This is a genomic window from Corallococcus silvisoli (assembly GCF_009909145.1).
Taxonomy (GTDB): Bacteria; Myxococcota; Myxococcia; order Myxococcales; family Myxococcaceae; genus Corallococcus; species Corallococcus silvisoli.
In genome coordinates this window covers 364710-387998 of the sequence record NZ_JAAAPJ010000009.1, presented here as the reverse complement: position 1 = coordinate 387998, position 23289 = coordinate 364710, and the positions used below count along the sequence as shown (strand labels likewise).

The following is a 23289-nucleotide window of genomic DNA, read 5'->3' as shown; positions in this document are numbered from 1 at the left end:
GGGTTCGCACACCGCCAGCGCTTGAACGTTGGGGGGAGTCGAGCCGCACGCACGTGGCCCGCTATCCGGGAAGCCGCACGGCCGGGAGCTGGGGGCTGCGCGACGGACGCCTCGCTGGGAGCACGTCGATGAGGGATTGGGCCTCCGCCCATCCCACGCTCGGCAGGATGACGTGCGAACCCGCGACGTCGATGCGCACGTGCCCGATGCCATAGCCGCGCTCCAGCGGACCCTGACGTGCCTTGACGGACTGGATGCGCGCGCGCTGCACCACCGTCGTGCGGCGCCTCCAGAAACCCTGGCGCACCACCACCAGCGCGTCCGTGACGAGCCACCCCTGGAACCGCCAGTCGAACCACGCCCCCAGCCACTGCGCGGGCAGCAGGAGCCACGCCACCGCGCCCCACGCCCCCCAGAACCAGGTCGCGGGCGCCGCCACCAGCACGCTCAACCCCACCGCCCGGATGCGGGCACGCAGGAGCGCCTTGGGATGCGCTCGCTGGAGGGGCAGGGACCCCAGGGCGTCGGGCAGCTCCGGCACGAACTCCCGAAGCAACTCCGGCATGCGCGCCGTGGGCACCACCGGCACCAGGAGCTCCGCGCGGTCCGCTGCCTCCTGGCCGCCGCGGACACCCGCGGTCTCCACCTCCACCGACCCGAAGCCCAGCGTGCGACGCAGGAGCGGCTCATCCAGCACCACCTGCTGGATGCGCGCCCGCCGCACCGTCACCTGACGACGCGTGATGAGCCCACCCACCGCGCGCAGGTGCGTGCCCGTGTCCACCAGCCGGAAGCCGTGGAAGCGCAACACCGCCCGCACACCACTCACCAGCCACAGGCCGAGCAGCCCGATGAGCGCCGCCACCGTCGCGGCCAGCCAGCCCATGCCCGGCGCCGCCACCGCGTCCCAATGCGCTTCCATCCAGGGACGCAGCAGCTTCTGGAAGGTCTCGGTGATTTCATGCAGCGCGCCCAGCGCCACCGCGATCACTCCCACTCCCAGCGCGGTCGCGCCGTAGAGCAGCAGCCCTCCCAGGTGGGCCTCGGAGAGCACTCGCTCCTCCCGCGCGGGGTCGCCGGGCAGCGGCCCCGCCGTACCTGCCTCCCCGCGCACCGCCTGGAGCGCAAGGACCAACGCCTGTGCGTCCTCCGGCGTCAGGCCTCGCAGATGGCCGTCCGCCTTGCCTCCGGAGGCCGTCTCCACCTTCACCTCCACCAGCCCGAACAGCTTCGACATGAAGGGCTGAAGCACCTCCGTGTTCTGCACCCGCGCGGCCTCGATGAAGCGCGACGAGCGGGTGAAGACGCCAGAGCGGATCTCCAGCTGGGCGCCCACCACGCGGTAGCTCAGCGTGGCCACTTCATAGAGCCCGCCGGCGAGCAAGAGCGCCGCGATGCCCGACATGAACACCCAGGCGAACCCCGGCGGGCCGTGCTCGCCAGCGAAGTACGCGGGCAGCAGCGCCCCCAGCATCAGGCGCCCGAGGCTCGCCGACAGTGGCACCAGCGCCGCGAGCGGTGCCTTCGAGCTGAGCCGCTTCCAGGGCACCTCCTGCGTGGCGGGCGGGGCCTCTGGCTCAGACGACATCGTCGGCCTCGCGCCGCACCAGTCGCTCGCGCAGGGCGTCCGCCGTCTCCCGTGTGAGGCCCGGAATCTCTCCGTCCGCGCCGCTGCCCGCCGCCGTGAAGATCTGCAGGCGCGCGAGCCCCAGTGAGCGCTCGATGGGGCCCTGGTGCACGTCCACATGCTGGATGCGGCCCGCCGGGATGGACACCACCTGCTGCAGGAGCACCCCGTGCGAGATGATCAGGTCGTGCTCGCGCAGCGCCCACCCCCAACGCTCATGCGCCCGCTGTGGATACCACGCCGTCAGCACGCTCAGCCCCAGTACCACCGCGCACGGCAGCAGGAACGGCCAGCGCTCGTTGCCCGCGAACGTCAACGCAAGCGCCACGGCGAGGGCCATCGCGCCATAGACCCCCATGCGCAGCAACGCCCGGATGCGGAACAACGTGAGCGCTCCACGTGGGAGGCGTTCCAGGGGCGGCAACGGGGCAGTCATCGCGTCTCCTCCAGGGGAGCCCCGAATCTACCCTCATCCGGCCTCTCCCGCTGGAACTCGGCTGTGCGACTGAACCCGTATTCAGAATTTTCAAGGGTGACGTCTCAGCGCGCGGCCCGGGGCTCAGGACGGCGCTGGCGCGGCCCCTGGCTCCTGGTCGAGCACCTGTCGGAGCTCCTCCACGCTGACGGCGAGGAGCACCGTGTCGCTCACGGATTGGACCAGGCGCGTGGGCACGTCGATGCGCGCCGCGCGGAAGTAATTCCAGTACGTCCCCAGCTCATCGGCGGATGCTGATTGAAGCTTCACGTGCAGCGCTTCGACCCGCCAGGACGCATCGTCAATCGTCAACGCCTCCACGGTCCCCAGGGTCTGTCCTCCCGAGGCCACGACCGTGCGCCCCTGGACGACGGCTTCCGAAAATCGCATGTGCCGCCTCCCTTCCACTCACAAGGATGGGGATGCTGTCAGCGGCGGGCTCTGGGTTTCCCGCGCCAGGGCGGGGCGGTCCTTCGCGTGCTCACCCTGCGGCACGTTCGTCAGGCGGATGAGCTTCAGGCGGGCGAGCAGCCGCATCACCTGCCATGTGGGATCCAGCTCGAAGCGTCGTGCCGCGAAGTCGGGGCTCGCCGGCCGGGCGTGGTGGTTGTTCTGGAACAGCTCGCCCATGCACAGCACGTCGAACGGCAGGGTGTTTCGGGAGTCGTCGCGGCTCGCGAAGTTGCGGTAGCCATACCGGTGGCCGCACCAGTTGACGATGGCGCCGTGCACCGGCCCCATCACGAGATGCAAGGGCATGAGCGCCCAATGCCAGGGACGCGTCGCGAAGCGCCGGTAGAACAGCGCGTAGGCGGCGCCGAAGGCGACGCGCATGGGCCAGCGACTGAAGAGGCGATCCACCGCGGGCCACTCCGGATGACCGCCGAGGAAGCGCTTTTCGGAGGGGATTCGCCGGGCGAGCAGGCCCGTGTAGCGGCGCGCGGTCTCGAGCATCATCCGCAGCGGGTTCTTCTGATGCGCGGGGGAATGCGGATCGCGTTCCGTGTCCGCGTACGCGTGGTGTTCCCGGTGCAGGATGGCGTAGGCGCGCGGGTCCAGATAGCTCGAGCCTTGAATCAAGGCGGTCGACAGGTGCATCGCCCGCTCGGTGCGCGGCCCCATCGTGAACATCCGGTGCGCGGCGTAGCGGTGCTGGAAGAGGCTCTGACTGAGGACGCTGAGGGACCAGTGCGCGGCGAAGAAGTAGGGAATCATGCAGGAAGGAACCTCCTCCATGTCAGCCCCTTGTCAGACGCCCGCCGAAAGGCCCATGGGACTTCTCCGGCCCGAGTGCAACGGCCGTGAGCCCCAGGGCTGCTTCGCACGGAGGCTCTTCCCCCCGTGCCTGCTTCGCTCGTGGGGCGAGGCGAGGACAGACACGCCCCCTGCCGGCCACGCTCAGACGTCGATGCCGTCGCGGCGAAGCTCGTCCGCCTGGGCCAGCTGTGCCTGCGTTCCCGGCGGTGGGGTGTACCAGCCCGGATCGCCTTCGCCGTCCAGCTTCGCGCGGACCTTGAGCAGCGTGAACATGCCGCCCATGGTGATGTCGTCGTAGGGGCCCTTGCCCCCCACCATGGGGATGGAGTTCGCGGGCACGGGCATGTGGTGCATGCCGCCCATGTCCCCCATGCCCGTCTGCCCCATCGTCATGTATCCCGGGAGCAGCGGGCGCACCTTCGCGTCCAGGCCGTCGGGCTTCACGCCGATCATGTTCGGCAGATCGTGGCCCATCTGGTTCATCACGTGGTGGGTCATGTGACAGTGCATGGCCCAGTCGCCAGGCTCGTCCGCGACGAACTCGATGGTGCGCGTGCTCCCGGTGGGCACCAGCACCGTCGTCTCCGGCCACTGCGCGTTGTCCGGGATGCGGCCTCCGTCCGTCTCGGTGATGCGGAACTGGAAGCCGTGCAGGTGGATGGGGTGGTGATCCATCGCGCTCAGGTTGCCGAACCGGATCCGCACCCGCTCGCCCTGGCGCACGACGAGCGGAGCCGTGCCGGGGAACGCCTTCGCGTTCATCGTCAGGATGTTGAAGTCCGTCATCTCGTTGGGGTCCGGGCGCCGCGCGCCCGGGTCGATGCGCCACTCGTGCAGCATGATGGCGAAGTCCCGGTCCACGCGCGGTCCCACCGGCTTGCGCGGGTGGATGATGAACATGCCCACCATGCCCAGCGCCATCTGCGTCATCTCGTCGTGGTGCGAGTGATACATGCACGTGCCGGACTGGCGCACCGTGAACTCGTAGCGGTACGTCTCCCCCGGCGCGATGGCCTTCTGGTTCAGGCCCCCCACGCCATCCATGCCGCTGGGGAGCAGGACGCCGTGCCAGTGCACCGTGGTGTGCGCGGGCAGCTTGTTGGTGACGTAGAAGCGGACGCGGTCGCCCTCCACCACCTCGATGGTGGGCCCATGCACGTGTCCGTTGTAGCCCCAGCACGTGGCCTTGAGGCCGGGCGCGAATTCGTGCTCCACCTCCTGCGCCACCAGGTGGAACACCTTCACGCCGCCCACGTCCCGCCAGGGCAGCTTCGCCCCGTTGGGCACGACGACGGGCCGGTAGTCGCGCCCCTCTCGTCCTGGCGGCAGGTGCGCCTGCTTCGCGCCAGGCGCGGCGGGTTGGGCCCGCGCGTCGCGGCCGTGCATCAGCAGGGCGCCTGTCGCCAGCGTGGCGCCCGTGCGCGCGAGCAGGCTCCGGCGCGTGAGGGCGGGAACGTCCGGGCCGGTTCGGGGCTCTTCGGACCGCGTGTCCTCGGGGGCGCCCTGGGGGTCGTCAGTGGTCGTGGTGTTCATGGGTGGGTTCCGGGGAAGGGGTGGGCGTGGGAGCTTCGGGGGTGCCCGTGGGCAGAGGGCCCGTGGGCAGGCGTCCGCCCACGAGGCGCTCCAGGTCGGCCCGCGCCATCCAGTAGTCGCGGACTGTTTCGAGGTAGGCCCTCCAGGCCTCCACCTGTTCGCGCCGTGCGAGGAGGAGCGCCGGGAGGCCGATCTGCATCGCGTTGTACTGGCGCTGGGACTCGTCGACGATGGTCGTGCGCAGCGGGAGCACGACCTTCTGGTAGCGCTCCGCCATGTTCCGGAGCGTCATCAGCCTCGCCCGGGTGGCGCGCACCTCCGAGCGGGCGTTGACGGACAGCTCGGTCAGCCGGTCCTCGCCCTGGCGGTACTGGGCTTCCAGCTTCGCGATGAGCGCCTGCCGCTGATCGAAGATGGGCAGCTCCAGCGACAGCGTGGGGCCAAAGAGGCGCGGCCCGTTCGCGTCGCGGTGCGTGTGCACGCCCACCTCCACGCGACCGAAGAAGCGCGTGCTGCGCGCCAGCTCCAGCGCGTTCCACAGGAGCGAGGCCTGCTTCCGGGCCGCGTCGATGTCCAGCCGCTGCCGGATGGCGAGCGTCTCCAGGTGCTCCAGCGAGGACTCGATGGTGGGGACCTCCGGCAGCTTCTCCACCAGCGTCCACTGGACCCTCGCGCCGAAGAGGCCCATCAGGCGGTTGAGGTGCTCACGGGCCTCGAACAGCGCCAGCTCGTCCTGCGCGAGCTCCAGCCGGGCCTGTTCCAGGGAGGCCTGCTCCGTGGCCAGGGCCAGCTCCGTGACGTTTCCCGCGGCGCGCTGCCGCGCGGAGAGGTCCGCCGCCGCGTCCGCGGCCTGGACCACCTCGCGGCGCAAGGCGACGAGCTGCTGGCGGGCCTGCACCTCCGTGAACGTCTGGCGGACCTCCGCCGTGGTGGCCAGCGCCTCATGCGCGACGCGCAGGGTGTCCGCGATGAACTGCTCCTTCGCCACCCGCTTGCGAAGCGGCAGCGTGAAGAGGTCCACGAAGCCTTGGACGATGGAGAACTCGGACTCGGTGACGCCCTCCGAGGACAGCGGGAAGCCGACACTCCCGCTGAAGGACGGGTTGGTCAGCAGCCCGGCCTGCACCATGTCCGCCTGGGACACGCCCAGCTCCTCGTACGTCCCCTGGAGCGACGGGTTGTTGAGCAGCGCGACCTCCACGGCACGGTCCGACGTGAGGTCGCTGCCCAGCAGGGCATCCAGGTGTTGTTGAACCTGGGCGTCCTCCGGCGTCCCCTGGTTCCAACGCGTCTTCAGGCCCGTCCGCTCCTCCACGAGTGCCGCCACTTCCAGGTGGCCGCGCTCCTTCTGGACGGAGGCGCAGCCCGCGAGGAGGAGAACGGTGAGAAGCCAGGAGGATTTCCAGTGCACACGAGACCTCGGAATGGGCATGCCTGTACGGGAGCCAGGACACCGGGCCCCCTTGAGCAAGGGCCGGGCCACCGCGCTGGGTGCCGCAACCCCACGGAATGACGGCGTCCGGCGGAGCACGCCTCCGCCCGGATCGCGATGGAGTGTGACCCCCCACATCACACTGTGATGCGCGGAGCAGGGGCCATGGCCGGGAAGCGCCCCACGCCCGGGACGAAGCGGCCCACCCGCGCCGCGTAGCGCTGGTACGCGCTCCCGTGCAGGCGCAGCAGGTGGTCCTCCTCCAGCCGCACCTGGAGCGACACCAGCAGCACGTAGTCGAGCCAGCCCATCACGGTCCAGGCGCTGGGCGTCGCGAGCACCAGGCCCGTCACGACGAGGAGCATCCCGCTGAAGATGGGGTTGCGCACGACGCCGAAGAGCCCGGCCGTCACCAGCTCCGTGCGCTCCGAGTCGATGCCGATGCGCCACGACGCGCCCATCTCCCCCTGGGCCCGCACCGTGACGGCGAACCCCACGACGACCCACGCCCAGCCGCTCCAGCGGAGCGCGTCCGGAACGCGCCACACCCCCAGCGCCTGCTCGCCGAGGGCCAGGTGCGCCGCGCTCCAGAGCACGGTGGCCAGCATGAACAGCGCCATGCCCACGCCGATGACGCGCTGGAGCGGCGGCCCCGAGCGGTGGAGCACCAGGGCGGGCCGGCCCGTGCGCCTGCGCAGGCGCACCGAGGGCAACACCATGGCGAAGAGCAGGAAGGCGAGGGTGGCGGCGGGCAGGGCCGGCCGGGTGAAGGTGACGACATCCATGGGGACCTCCAGAAGCGTTCCCCCTGGCTGACGCCCGGCCCCGCGCGCTCTTACACCCGCATTTTCAGGAGGGCGGGCACGCGCAGTCCACGCAGCCCTGCGCGCAGCAATGGCCACACAGCGCCACCAGCTGGCGTCCCAGCGCCTGCCGCGCGCGGTGCAGCCGCACGGCCGCGTTGTTGGCGGAGATGCCGGCCTCCTTCGCGTACTCCGCCACCGGGAGGCCCTCCAGGTCCACCCGCCGGAGGGCCTCCGCGTACTCCGGCTTGAGCGCGCCCGCGAGCCCCGCCACGCAGCCGCACACCGTGGCCTCCAGGCCTGGATCCTCCGCGGTGGACAGCGGCTGCTCCCGCGCCAGGGACTCCAGCGCGGAGGACTCGCGCTGGCCCTGGCGGTGGCGGTCCACCAGGGCGTTGCGCAGGAGCCGGTAGAACCAGGCCACCGCGCTCTGGTCCTCGCGCAGGGTGCCTCCCTGTTCCATGCCCTTCACGAAGGCGGCTTGCAGGACCTCGCGAGCCGCCTCCTGGCTCCCCACGCGCGGCGTGAGGAACGCGAGGAAGGCGTGGTGGTGGCGCAGCAGCGCGCCGAGCGCCTCGGAGGACAGGCTCATGCGCTGGCCTTTCGCGCCGCCCGGCGGGCCTGGAGGCGCTCCTGGAAGCCGTGCACCAGGGCGTAGAACGTGGGCAGCGCCAGCAGCGTGAACAGGGTGGAGGTGACGAGTCCGCCCACCATCACCACCGCCAGGGGGCGTTCAATCTCCGTCCCGTGAAGCGGCAGCACCAGCAGCGGCAGGAGGCCGAGGATGGCCGTGCCCGCCGTCATCAGCTTGGGACGCACCCGTCCGAGGCTCGCCTCACGCACGGCCTCCGCGAAGGGCTTGCCCCGGGCCATCAGGTCCTTGGTCTGCGCGACGAGCACCAGGCCGTTCTGCACCGCGATGCCGAACAGGCCGATGAGGCCCACCAGGCTGGAGACGTTCCAGGTCTCGCCCGCGAGCAGCAGCGCGAGGATGCCGCCCACGAACGCGTCTGGCAGCGTGGCCAGGATGACCAGCGCCTCCGCCACCGAACCCAGCGCGAGGTACAGCAGGATGAACACCGCCAGCAGCGCCACGGCGATGGCCGCCGTCAGCGACTGCGCCGCGCGCTCCTGGCTCTCCACCTTGCCGCCCACGTCCACGAAGTAGCCCGTGGGCAGCTTCAGCCCCTGGGCCAGGGACTCGCGCACCTCCGCCGCCGTGCTGCCCAGGTCGCGCCCGGACACCCCGGCCTCCACCGCGATGCGCCGGCTGCCCGCCTCGCGCCGCACGCTCCCCGCGCCGGAGGTCTCTTCAATCGTGGCCAGCTGGCTCAACGGGATGCGCGTGCCGTCGTGGCCGTCCACCAGCAGGTTGCGCAGGGCGTTCACGTCGCCCCGGCGATGGTCCGCCAGGCGCAGCACCAGGTCGTAGCGGCGCTGGCCCCGCCAGATCTGCGCGGCCTCCTCGCCCACGAGCCCCACGCGGATGGCCCGGATGACGTCCCCGGGCGTCAGGCCCACCCTGGCCACCGCGGCGCGGTTCACCGCGATGCGCAGCTGGGGGAGGCCGCTCAACTTCTCCACCCGCAGGTCCTCCACGCCGTCCACCTTGGCCATCACGGCGCGCGCCTGCTCCGCGAGGTGTGCCAGCGTCTCCAGGTCCGGCCCGAAGATGCGCACGGACAGGTCGGCGGGGCTGCCCCCCAGGCCCTCGTCGATGCGCATGCCCAGCGGCGTGGTGAAGAGCGCCGACACGCCGGGCACCTTCTCCACCGCTTCGCGCATCCGCTTCTCCAGCGCCTCGCGGTCCCCGGGCGCGTCCTTCTTGAGGACCACCAGCACGTCGGAGAGCGTGTGGGGCATCGGGTCCTCGGTGCGCTCGGCGCGGCCGGTGCGGCGCACCACGTCGTCCACCTCCGGGAACTCGCGCAGCACGTCCTCCACGCGGTGGTTGAGCCGGTCCACCTCGTCCAGGGACGCCTCCGGCGGCAGCACCGTCTGGATGAGGAACGCGCCCTCGTCCAGGCGGGGCATGAAGTCGCTGCCCACCATGAAGGCCAGCCCCAGCGCGGGCACGGTGATGGCCAGCGCCACCACGCGCACCAGCCCCGCGTGGCGCATGCACTTCTCCAGCAGCGGCGCGTAGGCGGCCTTCACCTTGCGGATGAGCCACACGTCCTCGGGGGCATCCTCGCGGGGGGCGCGCAGCAGGAGCCCCGACACCACCGGCACCAGCGTGAGCGCCAGGGCGAGCGACGCGGCCAGACACGCCACCACCGCCGCGGCGAGCGGCTGATACATGCGGCCCTCGATGCCCGTCATCGCGAACAGCGGGATGAAGACCGCCACCACGATGAGCGTGGCGAAGGCGATGGGCCTGCCCACCTCCATCGCCGCGGCCAGCGCCTCGTCGCGCACCGAGCGGCGCCCCCGGCCCTCGCGCAGGTCGTGGATGACGTTCTCCACGACGATGATGGCCGCGTCCACCAGCAGGCCCACCGCGATGGCCAGCCCTCCCAGCGTCATCGTGTTCAACCCGACGCCCGCCGCCTTCAACAGCAACCCCGCCAGCGCCAGCGACAGGGGCAGGGTGAGCGTGACGATGAGCGCCGCGCGCCAGTCCCCCAGCATCAGGAAGAGCACGCCCACCACCAGGAACGCGCCCAGCAGGATGGCGCGGCCCACGCCTCCCAGCGCGGAGCCCACGAGCTCCGACTGATCGTAGACGACGCGCAGCTCCACCCCCGGCGGCAGCGAGCGGCGCAGCTCGTCGATGGCCGCGCGCACGCCCGCGGCCACCCGCACCGTGTCCGCGCCGAATTGCTTGCTCACGCGGCAGCTCACCACCTCGCCCTTCAGCCGGTGCGCCAGGCCCCGCCGCAGCGCGGGGGCCTCGCGCACGTCCGCCACGTCCCCCAGCAGCACGGGCGTGCCGTCCCGCAGCGCGACCACGGTGTTGTTCAGGTCCTCCACCGTCTCCGCCCGGCCCACCGCGCGCACCGTCCACTCCATGGCCCCCTGCACCACGAAGCCTCCGGACGCGTTGAGGCTCGCGCCCTCCAGGCCGTGCTGCACCTCGTCCAGGGTGATGCCGCGCGCCACCAGCTGATCCGGATCCAGCAGCACCTGGAACTGGCGCAGGTAGCCGCCCAGCCGCTCCACGCCCGCGACGCCGGGCACCGCGAGCAGCCGGTTCTTGATGTCGAACTCCGCCAGGTCGCGCAGCGCCATCAGGTCCGCGCTGCCGGGCTCCGCCTCCAGCGTGAACTCGAAGACTTCGTTGAGCCGGCCCGTGAGGCTGGAGACGAGCGGCGCGTCGGTGCCGGGCGGCAGCTCCGCCTGCGCCTGCGCCACGCGCTCCACCACGTACTGGCGGCTGCGGAAGTAGTCCGCGTCCGGTTCGAACTCCACCGTCACCTGGGTCACGCCCAGCTGCGAGGTGGAGCGGATGCGGCGCACCTGCGGCAGGCCCGCCAGCGTCACCTCCATGGGGATGGCCACCGCCGTCTCCAGCTCCTCGGCGCCCATGGCCGGGTTCTGCACGATGACGTTGAAGATGGGCGCGGACAGGTCCGGGAACACGTCCTGTCGCAGGTTCTTGAGGGCCACCAGTCCGAAGGCCGCCAGCGCCAGGACCAGGAGGACGGTGAGTCCCGGCCGGGCGAAGGAGGCGCTCAGGATGCGCCCTGGGAGCGTCGCGCGAGGTTCAGTGGCCATGTTCATCACCTCCGCCCTTGGACTTCTCCACCTCGGCCTTGAGCAGGAACGCTCCCTCCACGACCACCTGCTCGCCGACGGCGAGCCCCGACAGCACCTCCACCTGTGTTCCCAGGCTGCGGCCCCGGCCCACCTCACGCTGTTCGAAGACGCCCACCTCCGGCGTGGGCAGGAAGGCCACCCAGCCGTTCTCCATCCGCTGGAGCGCGGCCGCGGGCACGGCGGTGAGCGTGGCGCCCGGCTCGCCCAGCGGCACGGACGCGGTCGCGGACATGCCCGGCCGCAGGAGCCCCTTGCCGTTGTCCAGCTCCAGCCGGACGGGGATGGTGCGGCTGCGGGGATCCACTCGCTGCCCCACGTGGCCCACCTTCGCCGCGAACTCCTGGCCCGGGTACGCGGCGAAGGTGACGCGCGCCTCGGTGCCCGGCTTCAGCCGCACCGCGTCCCGTTCAAAGGCGTGGACGATGAGCCACAGCGACGACAGGTCTCCGATGCGGAAGAGCGGCTGCGAGGGATCCGCCATCTGCCCGAGCCGCGCCGCGCGCTCCACGACGGTGCCGTCGATGGGCGCCTTGAGCACGAAGCCCGACGTGCCGTCGCCTCCGGCGCTCCCGCCGCCCAGCGACACCAGGGCGGCCTTCGCGGCGGCGACCTCCGCTTCCGCCGCGGCGGCCTCCGCGTCCGCGGCCTGCACGTCCTTGCGCGCGACGATGCGCTCCTCGGCCAGGGTGCGCTTGCGTTCCGCGGCCTGTCGCGCTGCGGTGGCGCGAGCCTGGGTGGCCTGGAGATCCGCGCGGGCGCGCCCCAGCTCCGGACTCTGGAGCTCCGCCAGCCGCTGGCCCTGCTTCACCGCCTGTCCGGTGGTGACGGCGACCGCGGCCACGCGCGCGGAGACCGGCGAGGACACCTCCGCGTAGGCGTCCTCGCTGAAGGTCAGCTCCCCCAGCGCGGTGACGCTCTCCCCTCCGGGACGGGCCTCCACCTTCGCGGTGGTGACGCGCAGGTCCCGCAGCATTTCCTGGGAGACGTGCACGTGGACCGCGTCTCCGGATTCGTCATGGGGTTTCTCCGGGGCCGCCTTGTCGTGGCCGTCCTCGCGCGCGTCGGCGTGTTCCGCCTGGGAGGACTTGCAGGCGGTGAGGCTCAGCAGGGTGGCGAGCAGCAGCAAGGTGGGCTTCATGGCAGGACTCCGGTTTCCACTTCGAGCTGCACTCGGGAGAGGGCCGCGCGCAGGAGGCCGTCGAGCCACGCGGCCCGCGCCTCCAGGGTGTCGCGGCGGATGAGGAGGAACGCGGCGAGGTCCATCTCGCCGGCGTCGTAGGAGCGCTGGGCCAGGGACGCGTTGTCGTCCAGGAGCGGGAGGATCTCCTCCAGCGCCTTCAATGCATCCTGGCTCGCGCCGTGGCGTTCGCTCGCGGCGCGCTGCTGGGCCTCCGCGAGGACGCGCGCGGCCTTGAGTTCATTCTCGGCTCGGCTCAGGTCCGCGTCGCCCGTGATGCGCGCCTCCTGGCCGCGTGAGAAGACGGGCAGGGGCACGCTGAGCGTCCCCAGCACCACCGTCTCATCCGCCTCCTTCTGGTAGCGCACGCCCACGGAGACGTCGGGCAGCACCAGGCGCCTGCCCAGCGTCGCGGTGGCCTTCGCCTGGACCTGCTCCTGCGCCAGGGCCGCGAGGTCCGCGCGGTCCTCCAGTCGAGCCTGGGACACCCGCGGAGGGGCCAGGGCCAGGGCCCGCAGGTCGTCATCGAACTCGCGCGTCGCCCCGGGGACGAAGCCCATCCGTCCCCCCAGCTCCGCCAGCAGGGCGTTGAGCTCACCCTGGGCCACCTGGGCCTCCGCGCGCGCCCGGGCCCAGGCCACCTTCGCGACGTTGACGTCCACCACCGGCACGTCTCCGGCGTCGAAGCGTCGCTCCGTGGCCTGGACGGTGCGGGACGCCGCGTCCGCGGCGGCGCTCACCAGCTTCAGCCGCTCACGGGCGTGCAGCATGCGCAGGTAGGCGCCGGCCACGTCTCCCAGCAGGAGTCGTTCGGCGTCGCGCAGCCGGGCCTCCTCCATCGAGAGCCCGGCGCGCGCCGCCTCCCGGCGAAGGCCCTGCTTTCCCCCCAGCTCGAAGGGCTGCGACAGCCCCACCGCGACGTCCCAGCCGGGATCGCCGTTGGAGAGCAGTCGTGGCCCGGTCTGGAAGTCGAGCTGGGGGTTGTTGCGAAGCAGCGGCGCGGCGCCCGCCACCGGCCCCTGGGCGGCGCGGACGCGAGCCCGAGCCTCCACGAGCGCGGGCGCGGACTGTCGCGCCAGGGTGAGGGCATCCTGAAGGGTGATGCGGGAGGAAGCCGCGCCGCCAGGGCGCGGACAGAGCAGGGCGACGGCCAGCCCCAAGGCTGCCGTCGTTGAACGGATGGGCACGGAAGGAAGACCTCTTGGAAGGCGGGCCACGCACGCCAGCGCGCCCGGGCGGAAAGCCGGGCACACCGGTGGCGGGGCGCGTGCGAACGGACTGCGGACGCGGGCCTACGCGAGAGGCGCTATCGGGACGTGCAGGATGTCATCCGCGTCAGCGGACGACGGCTCGTGGGTTTCGAGCGAGATGCGCGGGGCCCGGAGCGGAGCGCTCACGAGCCCCGGGAGAGGCACCGCGACGGCCAGGGGCCGCACGTGGGTGCAGCAGACGCAGTCCGCGCAGGTGGGCGCGCACTGGCCCCGGGCGTCGTCATCCGAACAGCCCGTCAGGCACGTCTCCGCCGCCACTGGCCCGAGGGCATGCGCGAGCCCGCCCCCGAGCGGAGCGAGCACCAGCAGACAGAGGATGAGCCAGAAGCGGAGCACCGGGGCGGTCTTCTAGCACGCTCCGGTGGTTCCGTGCACGTGGTCGCGGGGGAGGCGGCGCGGCGAGCGCTGCTCAGCCGCCAATGCCCTTGCGCAGCCGGTTCCAGTCGAAGTTGGCGGCCGGGTCGTCCTTGCGGCCCTTGGGGACGGCCACGTCCTTGTGTCCGACAATGTTGTTCGCCGGAACCTTGTACTCCTGCTTCAGGTAGCCCACGAGCTGGGTCAGCGACTTGTACTGGGCGTCGGTGAAGGCCGTCTTGCCGCTGCCGTCGTTGACGATCTCGATGCCGATGGAGCGCGCGTTCACGTCCGTGGGGACGCCGTGCAGCTCCGCCTTGCCCGCGTGCCAGGCGCGCTTCGTGTCGCCCACCAGTTGATAGATCTTCCCGTCGCGGTCCAGCACGTAGTGCGCGGACACCTGGCTGTCCGGGTTGCGCAGCCAGGCCACGTCGCCGGAGCCATTGTTGGAGCCGGTGTGGTGCAGGACGATGGTGTCGATGTCCGCGCCGTTGCGCGAGTCGCTGTTGGGCGACGGCGCGCTGATGACCGCGGGCTTGGTGAACTTCCCGGGCTGGGTGGGCGTCGTCGGCGTGGACACCTTCGTGAGCGCCTTCTTCAGCGCCGCCGCCGTCTGGTCCCCGTAATAGCCCGTGGCCTGCACGCCCTGGGCGGTCTGGAACTTCTTCACCGCCGCCTCGGTCGCCGGTCCGAAGGTGCCCGGCCCCGAGTTCATCTGCGCCTGCGTCAGGTATCCCAGCTTCACCAGCCCCTGCTGGAGCTGCTTCACCTTGGGCCCCGAATCCCCCTTCCCCAACCCGGCCGGCGGCGCCGTGACGGCGGTGGCCGTGGCGGCCACGCTCGCGGTGGCGGTGGAGGTGACGCGGGAGGAGGAAGCGCGGATGGTCATGGTGAAAAATCCCAGGAAGATTGGAAAGACGTTGCTTTCGCGATTATCGCCGGGATTGTCAGCGAAGTTGTGTGCCGACTCGGAGCCGATTCTGAAACGAAACCGCCCCGACGCCCGGTGCTGTCACCGGACCTCGGGGCGGGCCACCGGAGCCGGTGGTGGGCTGCCCGTTTCGGCCTTCGGCTACTGGAAGAAGGCCGGCGGGAATGCGTTCGGAGGCTCGGTGTCGACGAAGGTCTTGTCGTCGAGCGCCACGGGCTCGGCGGTGTCGTTGGTCTGGGTGTCGATGAGGTCCCGCACGAAGGTGGTGAATTCGATGCCGGTGGGGCCGGCGTCCGGGCCGGCGTCCGGGGTGCCGGAGTCCGGGAGGTCGCTGCCATCTGGCTTGTTGTCGTCGGCGCCGCACCCGGTGTAGGCCACGCCGGCGCCGAGGACGAGGATGCAGGCCATTGCTCTCAGGTGGCGCATGGCATCACGTCCCGTTGCCGTTGGCGCCCGCGTTGGGGGTCGTCAGGTAGGGGAAGACGGCGTCGAACTGCGACGCGTCCTGGAGCACGGCGTCGGTGAACGCGACGTTGCGGGACGGGGCCTGGGTGTCGTTGGCCAGCAGGTAGCCCATGGCCACGCGCAGCTCGATGTCCACGACGTCGTCGCCGGGGCGGCGGCCGTTGGGGAAGCCCGCGGGGTCGCAGCCGGCCAGGGTGGTGTCCAGCTTGCCGTTGAGGAAGCAGCCTGCGGCGCCCAGGTTGTTCTGGTTCGCCTTGGGGGTGGCCGGCAGCGCCATGTTCAGGCGCTGCATCTCCGCCGTGGAGCCGTTGGCGTTGACGCCGGTGACGCCGGTGAGGAACGCCGCCACCAGATCCGCGCGCGGGAAGACGGTGGGCGCCTTCGTGCCGAAGAGGGTCTCCAGCAGGGCGGGCAGCGTGGGGTTCGTCACATAGGTCGCGAACTGGGCGTCGTCCTTGGGCTGGCTGGTGTTGAACTTGTCCTTGTCCGGCAGGCCGATGATGAGCTCATTCACCAGCGGCATGCCCAGGCGGCTGACCTGCTGCCACGCGCCGCCCTCACGCGCGGGATTCGCGAACGTGGGCGTGGGGTTGATGGCGCGCGCCTGACGCACGCTGGCGGTGGTCCACGCGCCGATGATGTCCTGGCTGGTGCCCTTGAGGCAGGCGATGGGCACTTCCAGGGCCAGGGTGGTGATGTTGTTATGCGCCAGCGGATTCGGGACCGCGTCTCGCTTGGCAGGGTCGGTGATGATGGCCGCGGGCGCGTTCACCAGGTCGAAGATCGGCCCCAGGTTGACCGCGAAGGGCTCCTTGCGCTGGCCGACGAACACCTTGCCCGGCGTGGGGCAGTCCGGGATGTTCACCGTGTAGATGTGCTCCTTGACGTAGGCCTCGTACGCGGCCAGGTCACCCAACGACTTGGTACCGATGTAGTCGGTGGGCTTGAGGAAGGTGGTCGAGCCGCCCGCCGCGTTGGTCACGTTCTTGGCGGTGCCGGTGCGGCGGTTGCCGCGGATCACCTTGAGCGTGAAGGACTCCTTCACGTTCAGGTTGGCCTGGTTCGCGGTGGTGATGGGACCCACGTTGAAGAGCGGCACGGGGACCGACTTCGCGTCCGCGCCGGTGCCGATGGTCAGCGCCGCGCCCTTGTCGGAGTTGGCCAGCGTGTTGGTGAAGCGGAACTGGAAGGTGAGGTCCTCCTGTGCGTCACCGGTGTTGTCGATGTGGATCTCGTACAGCGCCTCCGGATCCATCGTGAAGAAGTTCGGACCGCCATACCGCTCCTGGAACGGCATGTAGTCGGCGATCATCGTCACGAAGTCCGCGCGGCCCGCTTCGTAGCTGCGGAACAAGTAGAGGTCGGTCCCGTCGACCTTGGGGGACTGGGTGATGAAGGGCGCTTCCCGGTGGCTGGACGCGATCGCCCCGGTAGCACCCAGCGTCGTCGCGATGGTGAGAACCGCCGCGAGTTTCTTTGCTCTCATGTGAGGCTCCTCCTGCTTTGGTGGAAGCTGCGGAGTGACGTCCCGGAGTCGTGCGGGCGCAGGACATACAACCGCGCACTGCATTTACGGGGATGGAGTTCGAGCGGATTTCCCAGAGTGGACGAATCCGTTATCCCAGCGGCGCGCGCCGTCAGGTGAGAGACATTGCGACGCCGAAAGCGCGCTCCGCGAACCAAGCGCACGCCACCAGGGCGATCACCGCGGAGCCGCCCACGAGCAATGCCCTGCGGTACACAGGTGTCCCGCGCAGGACGAATGCGAACGGCAGGAACACGGCCACGCACGCGAGCTGCCCCAGCTCCACGCCCACGTTGAATCCAAACAGTGTGACGGCGAGGCTACCGGCGGGCAGCTCCAGGTCCGCCAGCACGGACGCGAAGCCAAAGCCGTGGAGCAAGCCCAGCGCGAACGCCGCCAGCCACCGGGTGCGGTCCATCAGCGGAAAGACATTGTTGAGCGCGGCGACGACGACGCTGGCGGCGATGGCGGACTCCACCAGTCGTGATGGCAACGACACCCAGCCCAGGGACGCGGCGCTGAGCGTCAGGGAATGCGCGAGCGTAAAGGCAGACACCACCTTCACCACGTCCTTCACCGCCGCGCCGAAGTCTCCGACTGGAACCCAACGCCCCGTCGCACGGTCGCGCCGCAGGACGGACGGCAGCAGCAGCGCCAGGAGGAAGAGCAGGTGATCGATGCCCGCCCAGATGTGTTCGATGCCGGAGTGCACCATCTGACCGAAGCGCCTCCAGGGAGACAGCCCTTCCAAGGACACCTGGGCGGTGTGGCGCGAGGCGGAGAGGACCAGGGGTTCGCCGGCGCCGTCGCTGCCCACCCGCACGATGCCCCGGTGCTGCGGGTCGCGGTCGAAGAGCAGCGAGTAGTCCACGTCCAGCGCGCGCGGCGCGACCGGGCACGCGGAGGTGAAGTCGATGACGGCGTAGGCTCCGTCGGAGTGACGCACCACTCGCAGCGCGGCGGCGGGGGACAGCGGGCACGGGGCGCCCTCCGCGGACAGCTTCAGCCGGGCGAGCGCGTAGCCCGAGACGTCCGCCTGCCGCGCGCCCAGCTCGGCCCAGGTGATGGCGCCGTCGCCATCCGCGTCCAGGACCAAGACTTCTTCCAGGTCGCGCAGGGCCACGTCCCAGCGCCCGGTGAAGCCCTCGCCTGCGCGGTCCAGGTGCAGGTAGCTGTCGCTCGGCTTGTGGGCCAGCGCGACGACGGGGAGGAGGAGCAGCGCCAGGGACAGGGCCTTCATGGGGTGGCCTTTCGCACGCGCTCCGCGAGCGCCAGCGGGCCGGGGTCGTCCGCGCCGCTGGCTTCCAGGAACTTCAAGACGGGGAGGGCGGCGTCGGGCGAGTGGTGGGCGAGCGCGGCCTCCAGGAGGATGCGCGCGTCCCACGGCTCGTGTTGGACCTCCCAGTTCGCCTGGGCCAGCTTCAGCGCCTTCGCGGCGTCCTTCTCGACGTGGAGGGCGAAGCGCGCCTCCTCGCGGGCATGCAGGGCGTCACCGCGCAGGTGGCTGGCCGCGTGGCGCGAAGCCAGCTCGGCGGTGAGCGCGGGGGCTTCCGGCGTGCCCAGGGCCACCTCCGCGAGCACTCGCCGCAAGAGCTGGTTGTCGTCCTGGCCGTGGTCCTTCGTGAGCGCGATGACGTCGCGCGGACGGCCCAGGTCCAGCAGCAGGTCCGCGTAGGCGGCGCGCGTGTACGCGTCTGCGGGGTCCATCGCCAGCACGCGGGCGTAGAGCTTCGTGGCGCGCTCGGTGTCCCCCGCGCGCGCGGCGGCCTCGGCCAGCGTGGACAGCGCCCAGGCCTGTTCGCCCACGCCATGGGCGCCCCGGGCCAGCGCGGCGGACAGCAGCGCGTACGCCTCCCGGGAGCGTCCCGCCAGGCTCTTCACCTGCGCCTGGCACACCGCCCCGGCCACCGGGCCCGCCAGCGGGGCCAGCGCCGCGCAGCTGTTCAAGGCCTCCGAGTGTTCGCCTCGCACGCCCAGGACGACCGCGCGCGTGAGCCATGCCTGCGGATCCTCGGGGGCCTCGCGCACCAGGGCCTCCAGATCGACCAGGGCGGCGGGGAACTCATGGCGGCCCTGGAGGATGGTGGCGCGCAGCAGGCGCACGCCCGTGGGCGGAGTGGCCGCGTCCCACCACGGCGCGAGCGCCGCCTGCGCCCGGCCCAGGTAGCGGGGGTCCCCGGAGGCACGTCCCTCCTCGATGTCCAGCCGCGCCAGCCGCAGCGCCAGGTCCAGTTGATCCGCGCGGGAGGCCAGCGCCCTGCGCAGCGCGGCGCGCTCGCGGGCCTTCGCATCCGTCGCCGTCGCCGGGACGTGCTCCAGCACCGTGTCGCGGGATGCCGGGGTGAACGGCACCCGCTCCGACGCGGGCGTCTGGCCACAGCCCGCGAGGCCCAGCGACAGCGTCAGGGCCAGGTGACGCACGAGGCGCGGAGCGCCGCGCGGCGAAGGGGATGGCGCAAGCATGCGTGAAGAGCCTTACGGAAGCCCTGCACGCTTGGATGTCACCCGTTGGGGCAGCGTGTCGCGCGGTGAACGTCAGGTGCCGGTAGCGCGGCGGGGCGTGTCCATCCAGGCCCCCGCGTCACCGCGCACCAACCCGTAGGGGTCGAGCGGATCACCGCCCAGCCCCTCCAGCGCCACCAGGGTGCCCAGCTGCATGCGCCGCGCGTGCTCCAGCAGGAGGCGCGTCACCACGTGATCCTCCAGCGCGTGGCCGGTGGAGTCGAACACCGTGTTGCGCTGGCGCCAGCCCAGGAACTCCTCTGGCTGCTGCACCACGGTGGCCAGGTCCGGGCCAATCTGATCCGGGTGGAGTTGCTGGCACTCGCCCTCCAGGCGCGCCTGGGCGGGAAAGTCCGGGCACACCAGGCTGCGGCGCAGGAGCGCCAGCGGCAGCTCCGTCTTGCCCGGCTGATCCGCGCCCACCGCGTTCACGTGCGCGTGCGCCTGGAGCGAGTGGCCAGAGATGACGGGCCCCGCGCCAGGCGCCACGGTGGTCGCGGTGCAGAGGATGTCCGCGCGCGCCTCCAGGTCCGGGAGCAGCGTGGGACGCACGTCCAGGTCCAGGAACGCCACGCGCCGCACGAAGGAGCGCGCCGCGTCCGGATCCACGTCGTGCACCAACACCTGCTCCAGGCGGAACACGCGGCTGAGCGCGTGCAACTGCGAGACGGCCTGCGCGCCGCAGCCCACCAGCCCCACCACGCGGCTGTCCGGCGAGGCAAGGCAGCGGCTGGCCACCGCCGACGCGGCCCCGGTGCGCAGCGCCGTGGCGAGCACGCCGTCCATCACCGCCAGCAGGTGGCCGGTGCGCACGTCGTAGACGCTGTGGCTCGCGACGACCGTGGGCAGCCCCGCGTCCACCCGGTTGGCGGGCAGGGAGCCTGTCACCTTCAAGGTCAGCGTCTCGCCGCGCCGCACTGCGGGCATCCAGCCGAGCATCCCCACCGGCCGCGACTCGCTCGCCGACGCGAAGCCCTCGCGCCGGGGCACCTGGAGGACGGAGTCGTCCAGCTCCCGGAGCGCCTGGGTCAGCGCCTGGATGAGCTCATCCATCAAGACGTTCAGACCCACGCCCTCCACGAGGGCGCGCAATTCGGCTGGACCAAGGAGGAGCGTGCGAGGAACCGGGGGCGTCATGCGCGCGGAGTCTACGCTCCTGACAGGAATTGCAACGGACCCGTTTTGAGCCTGAATTCCTGTCACGCTGTGTCTTTTGAATACAGGTGCAGGGAACAACGTGTCTCGGGGGCCGTGTTGCATGCCAGCGCTCGACATCGGGTGGGCCCGGGCAGCCTCGGAGTCCGGCTCACCCCCCTTGAGCCGCTCCACCTCAACGCCCGAGTGACTCCCGCCTTGCAGCCCTCCGCTCCCAAGACGACCGCGCTCACGCCCATCTCCGACGCGACCTCCCACCACCGCCTCGCCGCCGCGCCGGACGCGCCCCGAGCGCGCATCCTCCTGGTGGATGACCTGCCGGCGAACCTGCTCGCCCTGGAGGCCATCCTGGAGCCGCTCGGCCAGCAGGTGGTGTCGGCGCGCTCAGGGGACGAAGCGCTCAAGGCGCTGCTGCTGGACGAGTACGCCTGCGTGCTGATGGATGTGCAGATGCCAGGGCTGGACGGACTGGAGACGGCGCGGCTGGTGCGCGCGCGCGAGCGCACGAGGCACCTGCCCATCCTCTTCATCACCGCGCTCAGCCGCGAGGCGGCCTACGTCACCCGGGGCTACGAATCCGGCGCGGTGGACTACCTGCTCAAGCCCGTGGACCCGGACATCCTGCGCGCCAAGGTGTCGGTGTTCGTGGAGCTGTACCTGCGCGGTGAGAAGCTGCGGGCCCAGGCGCTGGAGCTGGCGGAGCGCCACCGCATGGAGGAGGAGCTCATGCGCGCCGCGGAGCTGGAGCAGCAGCTGGTGGGAATCGTGGGGCACGACATCCGCACCCCGCTGGCGGCCATCCTCACCACGGCGACCACCCAGCTGTCGCGCGAGTCGCTGCCGGACGGACAGCGCAAGGCGTTCGAGCGCGTGGCGAGGGGCGGCGAGCGCATCCACCGCATCGTGGATCAGCTGCTGGACTTCACCCGCGCCCGCCTGGGCGGAGGCATCCCGGTGGTGCCGGGCGCGGGCGACCTCAACGAGCTGTGCCGCAAGGTGACGGACGAGCTGCGCGCGGCGCGCCCGGAGCGCTCCATCCTCTGCGAGTTCGCCCACGACAGCCTCCCGGGCGTGTGGGACCTGGACCGGCTGGCGCAGGTGCTGGCCAACCTCCTGGACAACGCGCTCAAGTACAGCCCCGGGGACACGCCCGTGCGCCTGCGCACCTCCGAGCAGGGCGTGGACACCGTCCATGTGGAGATCCACAACGCCGGGGCCCCCATCCCCGCGCGGCTGCTGCCCGCGCTCTTCCAGCCCTTCCGCCACGGGGACGGCCCGGGCCGCCGCGAGAGCCTGGGCCTGGGCCTCTACATCGCGCACAGCATCGTGACGGCCCACGGAGGGACCCTCCGGGTGGAGTCCACCCCAGAGACGGGCACCTGCTTCTTCCTTTGCCTGCCGCGTCAGGCGCTGGGAGAGGTGCGCTCGCGCGCCACCGCGCCCCTGACGGCCTGAAACAAGAGGGCTGTCGCGTCATGTAGGCAAATCGTTGCAGTGCTGGCTGATTCCTTCAGTTAAAGCCATACAACTATCCACCTGTATCAAAACGTCTCATTAGATGAGGCATACGTGTGGACGATTTGCTACAATGCCAGACGTCCGGGAGGCGATCCGTCCGGACTCAAATAGTGTCCGCTATGGGGAGGGTGCGCGACAATGAACGACAGCTCGACGTGGATTCCCGTGGATGGGAGCGACCCGATGAGGGCGTGGATCCGCCGTCCAGCGTCAGGCAGTGGTCCAGGCCTGCTGCTGTTGATGGTGGAAGCCTTCGAGGGCAACGCTCACCTGAAGCTGATGGCCGAGCGCTTCAGTGAGGAGGGCTACGTGGTGGTGGTGCCGGACCTCGCGTCGCGGGGGGAGCCGGAGGAGGTGGACCTGAAGCCGGTGGTGGCCTGGGCGCGGGCGCTTCCGGAGGTGGTCGGGCTCAAGGGGCACAAGCAGGTGGGGGCGCTGGGCTTCGGTCTGGGCGGCACGCTGGCCGCGCAGCTGGCGGCGCACGGTCACGTCGATTGCGCGGTGGCCTACTGCGCGCCGGGGATGGAGGACGTGCTGGCGCAGGCCGGGGAGGACGCGGCGCCCATCGCGCTCAACTTCGCGGAGTGGGATGGCTTCGTGCCCCCGTCCGCGGTGGCGCGCGTGAAGCAGCACCTCCACGCGGATGTGGAGCTGTACATGTATCCGGGCGTCCGCCATGGGTTCTTCCGCGAGGGTTCGCCGGCCTACCACCGGCCCTCGCAGATGACGGCGCACACGCGCACCCTCGCGCTGCTCAAGCGGGTGATGGGGCCGCGCTACGACCTGGCGGCGCTCTGGGACCGGCACACGGAGCTGGAGTTCGCCATCCGGGACGCCGACGCGACCATGAAGACCATGGTCGCCCATCCATACGTCAACAGCGTCCCGGTGATGACGGGCGGCGTGGGCGCGGAGTACCTGCACCGCTTCTATGAGAACCACTTCGTGCACGCCAATCCCAAGGACACGAAGATGACGCTCCTGTCCCGCACGGTGGGCGCGGACCGCGTCGTGGATGAGTTCATCTTCAGCTTCACCCACGACATCGAGATGGACTGGATGCTCCCGGGCATCCCGCCCACCGGCAAGTACGTGGAGGCGGCCTTCGTCGCGGTGGTGAACTTCCGCGGCGACAAGCTCTACCACGAGCACATCTATTGGGATCAGGCGTCCGTGCTCGTGCAGCTGGGCCTGCTGGAGCGCAAGGGGCTGCCCGTCACCGGCGCGGAGGCCGCGCACAAGCTGCTGGACGAAACGCTCCCATCCAACGTGCTGATGGAGAAGTGGGACGAGAGCGCTCCCGCCAAGCGGCAGGCGGGCTGAAGCAGAAGCAATGGCGCCCGCGCCCCGGGGTCGGGATTACCCAGGGCGCGGTGTCTGACTTTCACACGGGGGGATGCGCGGAGCCATTGCGCGGGCTCCTCCGGAGTGTCCACAATGTGGCACCTCACTGGATGGTCCAGGGGGGCTACGTTTCCCAGACTTCCTCTGGAATTGGCGCCGCT

Annotated in this window: 20 protein-coding genes; 2 read left to right on the top strand and 18 right to left on the bottom strand. The window is 71.2% G+C overall.

Annotated features, from left to right (window positions below; genetic code table 11):
* Positions 1-61: 61 nt before the first annotated feature.
* The 18 genes from GTY96_RS20270 to GTY96_RS20185 form a co-directional block, all read right to left on the bottom strand.
* Positions 62-1588, bottom strand: coding sequence for a PH domain-containing protein (locus tag GTY96_RS20270; RefSeq protein WP_143904344.1), 1527 nt, complete (start codon positions 1586-1588; stop codon positions 62-64).
* Positions 1578-2012, bottom strand: a complete 435-nt coding sequence (locus GTY96_RS20265) for a PH domain-containing protein (RefSeq protein WP_161665532.1) — start codon at positions 2010-2012, stop codon at positions 1578-1580. The genes GTY96_RS20270 and GTY96_RS20265 overlap by 11 nt, the downstream gene beginning before the upstream one ends.
* 174 nt (positions 2013-2186) lie before the next feature.
* The gene (locus tag GTY96_RS20260) at positions 2187-2492 is read right to left on the bottom strand and encodes a PRC-barrel domain containing protein (protein WP_186002002.1); all 306 of its coding nucleotides are present in this window, start codon (positions 2490-2492) and stop codon (positions 2187-2189) included.
* Positions 2493-2510: 18 nt separating this feature from the next.
* Entirely contained in the window at positions 2511-3317 is an 807-nt protein-coding gene (locus GTY96_RS20255) for an acyl-CoA desaturase (RefSeq protein WP_143904349.1), read from the bottom strand.
* A gap of 183 nt (positions 3318-3500) precedes the next feature.
* Positions 3501-4892: a multicopper oxidase family protein gene (locus tag GTY96_RS20250; RefSeq protein ID WP_143904351.1), complete on the bottom strand. Its 1392-nt coding sequence runs from the start codon at positions 4890-4892 to the stop codon at positions 3501-3503.
* Positions 4873-6219 (bottom strand): TolC family protein, encoded by a 1347-nt coding sequence (locus GTY96_RS20245; protein WP_255442462.1) that lies wholly within the window; start codon positions 6217-6219, stop codon positions 4873-4875. Before GTY96_RS20245 ends, GTY96_RS20250 begins: the two co-directional genes overlap by 20 nt.
* Before the next feature lie 242 nt (positions 6220-6461).
* A complete protein-coding gene (locus GTY96_RS20240) occupies positions 6462-7109 on the bottom strand; it encodes a methyltransferase family protein (protein WP_143904354.1) in 648 nt (215 codons plus the stop codon).
* A gap of 64 nt (positions 7110-7173) precedes the next feature.
* Entirely contained in the window at positions 7174-7719 is a 546-nt protein-coding gene (locus tag GTY96_RS20235; protein WP_161665531.1) for an RNA polymerase sigma factor, read from the bottom strand.
* Positions 7716-10844: an efflux RND transporter permease subunit gene (locus GTY96_RS20230; RefSeq protein ID WP_143904358.1), complete on the bottom strand. Its 3129-nt coding sequence runs from the start codon at positions 10842-10844 to the stop codon at positions 7716-7718. The genes GTY96_RS20235 and GTY96_RS20230 overlap by 4 nt, the downstream gene beginning before the upstream one ends.
* Complete coding sequence (locus tag GTY96_RS20225; RefSeq protein WP_161665530.1) at positions 10834-12024, bottom strand: efflux RND transporter periplasmic adaptor subunit; 1191 nt, start codon at positions 12022-12024, stop codon at positions 10834-10836. The genes GTY96_RS20230 and GTY96_RS20225 overlap by 11 nt, the downstream gene beginning before the upstream one ends.
* Entirely contained in the window at positions 12021-13250 is a 1230-nt protein-coding gene (locus GTY96_RS20220; RefSeq protein WP_143904362.1) for a TolC family protein, read from the bottom strand. The genes GTY96_RS20225 and GTY96_RS20220 overlap by 4 nt, the downstream gene beginning before the upstream one ends.
* A 105-nt stretch (positions 13251-13355) precedes the next feature.
* Entirely contained in the window at positions 13356-13670 is a 315-nt protein-coding gene (locus GTY96_RS20215) for a hypothetical protein (protein ID WP_143904364.1), read from the bottom strand.
* A 73-nt stretch (positions 13671-13743) separates the two neighbouring features.
* Positions 13744-14577, bottom strand: a complete 834-nt coding sequence (locus GTY96_RS20210) for a peptidoglycan recognition protein family protein (protein ID WP_143904366.1) — start codon at positions 14575-14577, stop codon at positions 13744-13746.
* Positions 14578-14760: 183 nt separating this feature from the next.
* The gene (locus tag GTY96_RS20205; protein ID WP_143904368.1) at positions 14761-15045 is read right to left on the bottom strand and encodes a hypothetical protein; all 285 of its coding nucleotides are present in this window, start codon (positions 15043-15045) and stop codon (positions 14761-14763) included.
* A gap of 4 nt (positions 15046-15049) precedes the next feature.
* Positions 15050-16570 (bottom strand): DUF4331 domain-containing protein, encoded by a 1521-nt coding sequence (locus tag GTY96_RS20200; RefSeq protein WP_143904370.1) that lies wholly within the window; start codon positions 16568-16570, stop codon positions 15050-15052.
* 151 nt (positions 16571-16721) lie between these two features.
* Positions 16722-17849, bottom strand: coding sequence for a HupE/UreJ family protein (locus GTY96_RS20195; RefSeq protein WP_161665529.1), 1128 nt, complete (start codon positions 17847-17849; stop codon positions 16722-16724).
* Positions 17846-19072, bottom strand: coding sequence for a tetratricopeptide repeat protein (locus tag GTY96_RS38290; protein ID WP_143904374.1), 1227 nt, complete (start codon positions 19070-19072; stop codon positions 17846-17848). Before GTY96_RS38290 ends, GTY96_RS20195 begins: the two co-directional genes overlap by 4 nt.
* A 72-nt stretch (positions 19073-19144) precedes the next feature.
* The gene (locus tag GTY96_RS20185) at positions 19145-20182 is read right to left on the bottom strand and encodes an ornithine cyclodeaminase family protein (RefSeq protein ID WP_255442467.1); all 1038 of its coding nucleotides are present in this window, start codon (positions 20180-20182) and stop codon (positions 19145-19147) included.
* Between the two features lie 282 nt (positions 20183-20464).
* Here GTY96_RS20185 and GTY96_RS20180 point away from each other — a divergent pair, with 282 nt between their 5' ends.
* Both GTY96_RS20180 and GTY96_RS20175 read left to right on the top strand, forming a co-directional pair.
* Positions 20465-21721 (top strand): hybrid sensor histidine kinase/response regulator, encoded by a 1257-nt coding sequence (locus GTY96_RS20180; protein ID WP_201756222.1) that lies wholly within the window; start codon positions 20465-20467, stop codon positions 21719-21721.
* Positions 21722-21922: 201 nt separating this feature from the next.
* Entirely contained in the window at positions 21923-23107 is a 1185-nt protein-coding gene (locus GTY96_RS20175; protein ID WP_143904380.1) for an alpha/beta fold hydrolase, read from the top strand.
* Positions 23108-23289 lie beyond the last annotated feature (182 nt).

What these genes read in the sequence shown, in the direction of transcription:
- GTY96_RS20270 (WP_143904344.1), bottom strand. Translation starts at nt 1,588, where the DNA reads ATGTCGTCTGAGCCAGAGGCCCCGCCCGCCACGCAGGAGGTGCCCTGG.
- GTY96_RS20260 (WP_186002002.1), bottom strand. Translation starts at nt 2,492, where the DNA reads ATGCGATTTTCGGAAGCCGTCGTCCAGGGGCGCACGGTCGTGGCCTCG.
- GTY96_RS20255 (WP_143904349.1), bottom strand. Translation starts at nt 3,317, where the DNA reads ATGATTCCCTACTTCTTCGCCGCGCACTGGTCCCTCAGCGTCCTCAGT.
- GTY96_RS20250 (WP_143904351.1), bottom strand. Translation starts at nt 4,892, where the DNA reads ATGAACACCACGACCACTGACGACCCCCAGGGCGCCCCCGAGGACACG.
- GTY96_RS20240 (WP_143904354.1), bottom strand. Translation starts at nt 7,109, where the DNA reads ATGGATGTCGTCACCTTCACCCGGCCGGCCCTGCCCGCCGCCACCCTC.
- GTY96_RS20235 (WP_161665531.1), bottom strand. Translation starts at nt 7,719, where the DNA reads ATGAGCCTGTCCTCCGAGGCGCTCGGCGCGCTGCTGCGCCACCACCAC.
- GTY96_RS20230 (WP_143904358.1), bottom strand. Translation starts at nt 10,844, where the DNA reads ATGGCCACTGAACCTCGCGCGACGCTCCCAGGGCGCATCCTGAGCGCC.
- GTY96_RS20225 (WP_161665530.1), bottom strand. Translation starts at nt 12,024, where the DNA reads ATGAAGCCCACCTTGCTGCTGCTCGCCACCCTGCTGAGCCTCACCGCC.
- GTY96_RS20210 (WP_143904366.1), bottom strand. Translation starts at nt 14,577, where the DNA reads ATGACCATCCGCGCTTCCTCCTCCCGCGTCACCTCCACCGCCACCGCG.
- GTY96_RS20205 (WP_143904368.1), bottom strand. Translation starts at nt 15,045, where the DNA reads ATGCGCCACCTGAGAGCAATGGCCTGCATCCTCGTCCTCGGCGCCGGC.
- GTY96_RS20200 (WP_143904370.1), bottom strand. Translation starts at nt 16,570, where the DNA reads ATGAGAGCAAAGAAACTCGCGGCGGTTCTCACCATCGCGACGACGCTG.
- GTY96_RS20195 (WP_161665529.1), bottom strand. Translation starts at nt 17,849, where the DNA reads ATGAAGGCCCTGTCCCTGGCGCTGCTCCTCCTCCCCGTCGTCGCGCTG.
- GTY96_RS38290 (WP_143904374.1), bottom strand. Translation starts at nt 19,072, where the DNA reads ATGCTTGCGCCATCCCCTTCGCCGCGCGGCGCTCCGCGCCTCGTGCGT.
- GTY96_RS20175 (WP_143904380.1), top strand. Translation starts at nt 21,923, where the DNA reads ATGAACGACAGCTCGACGTGGATTCCCGTGGATGGGAGCGACCCGATG.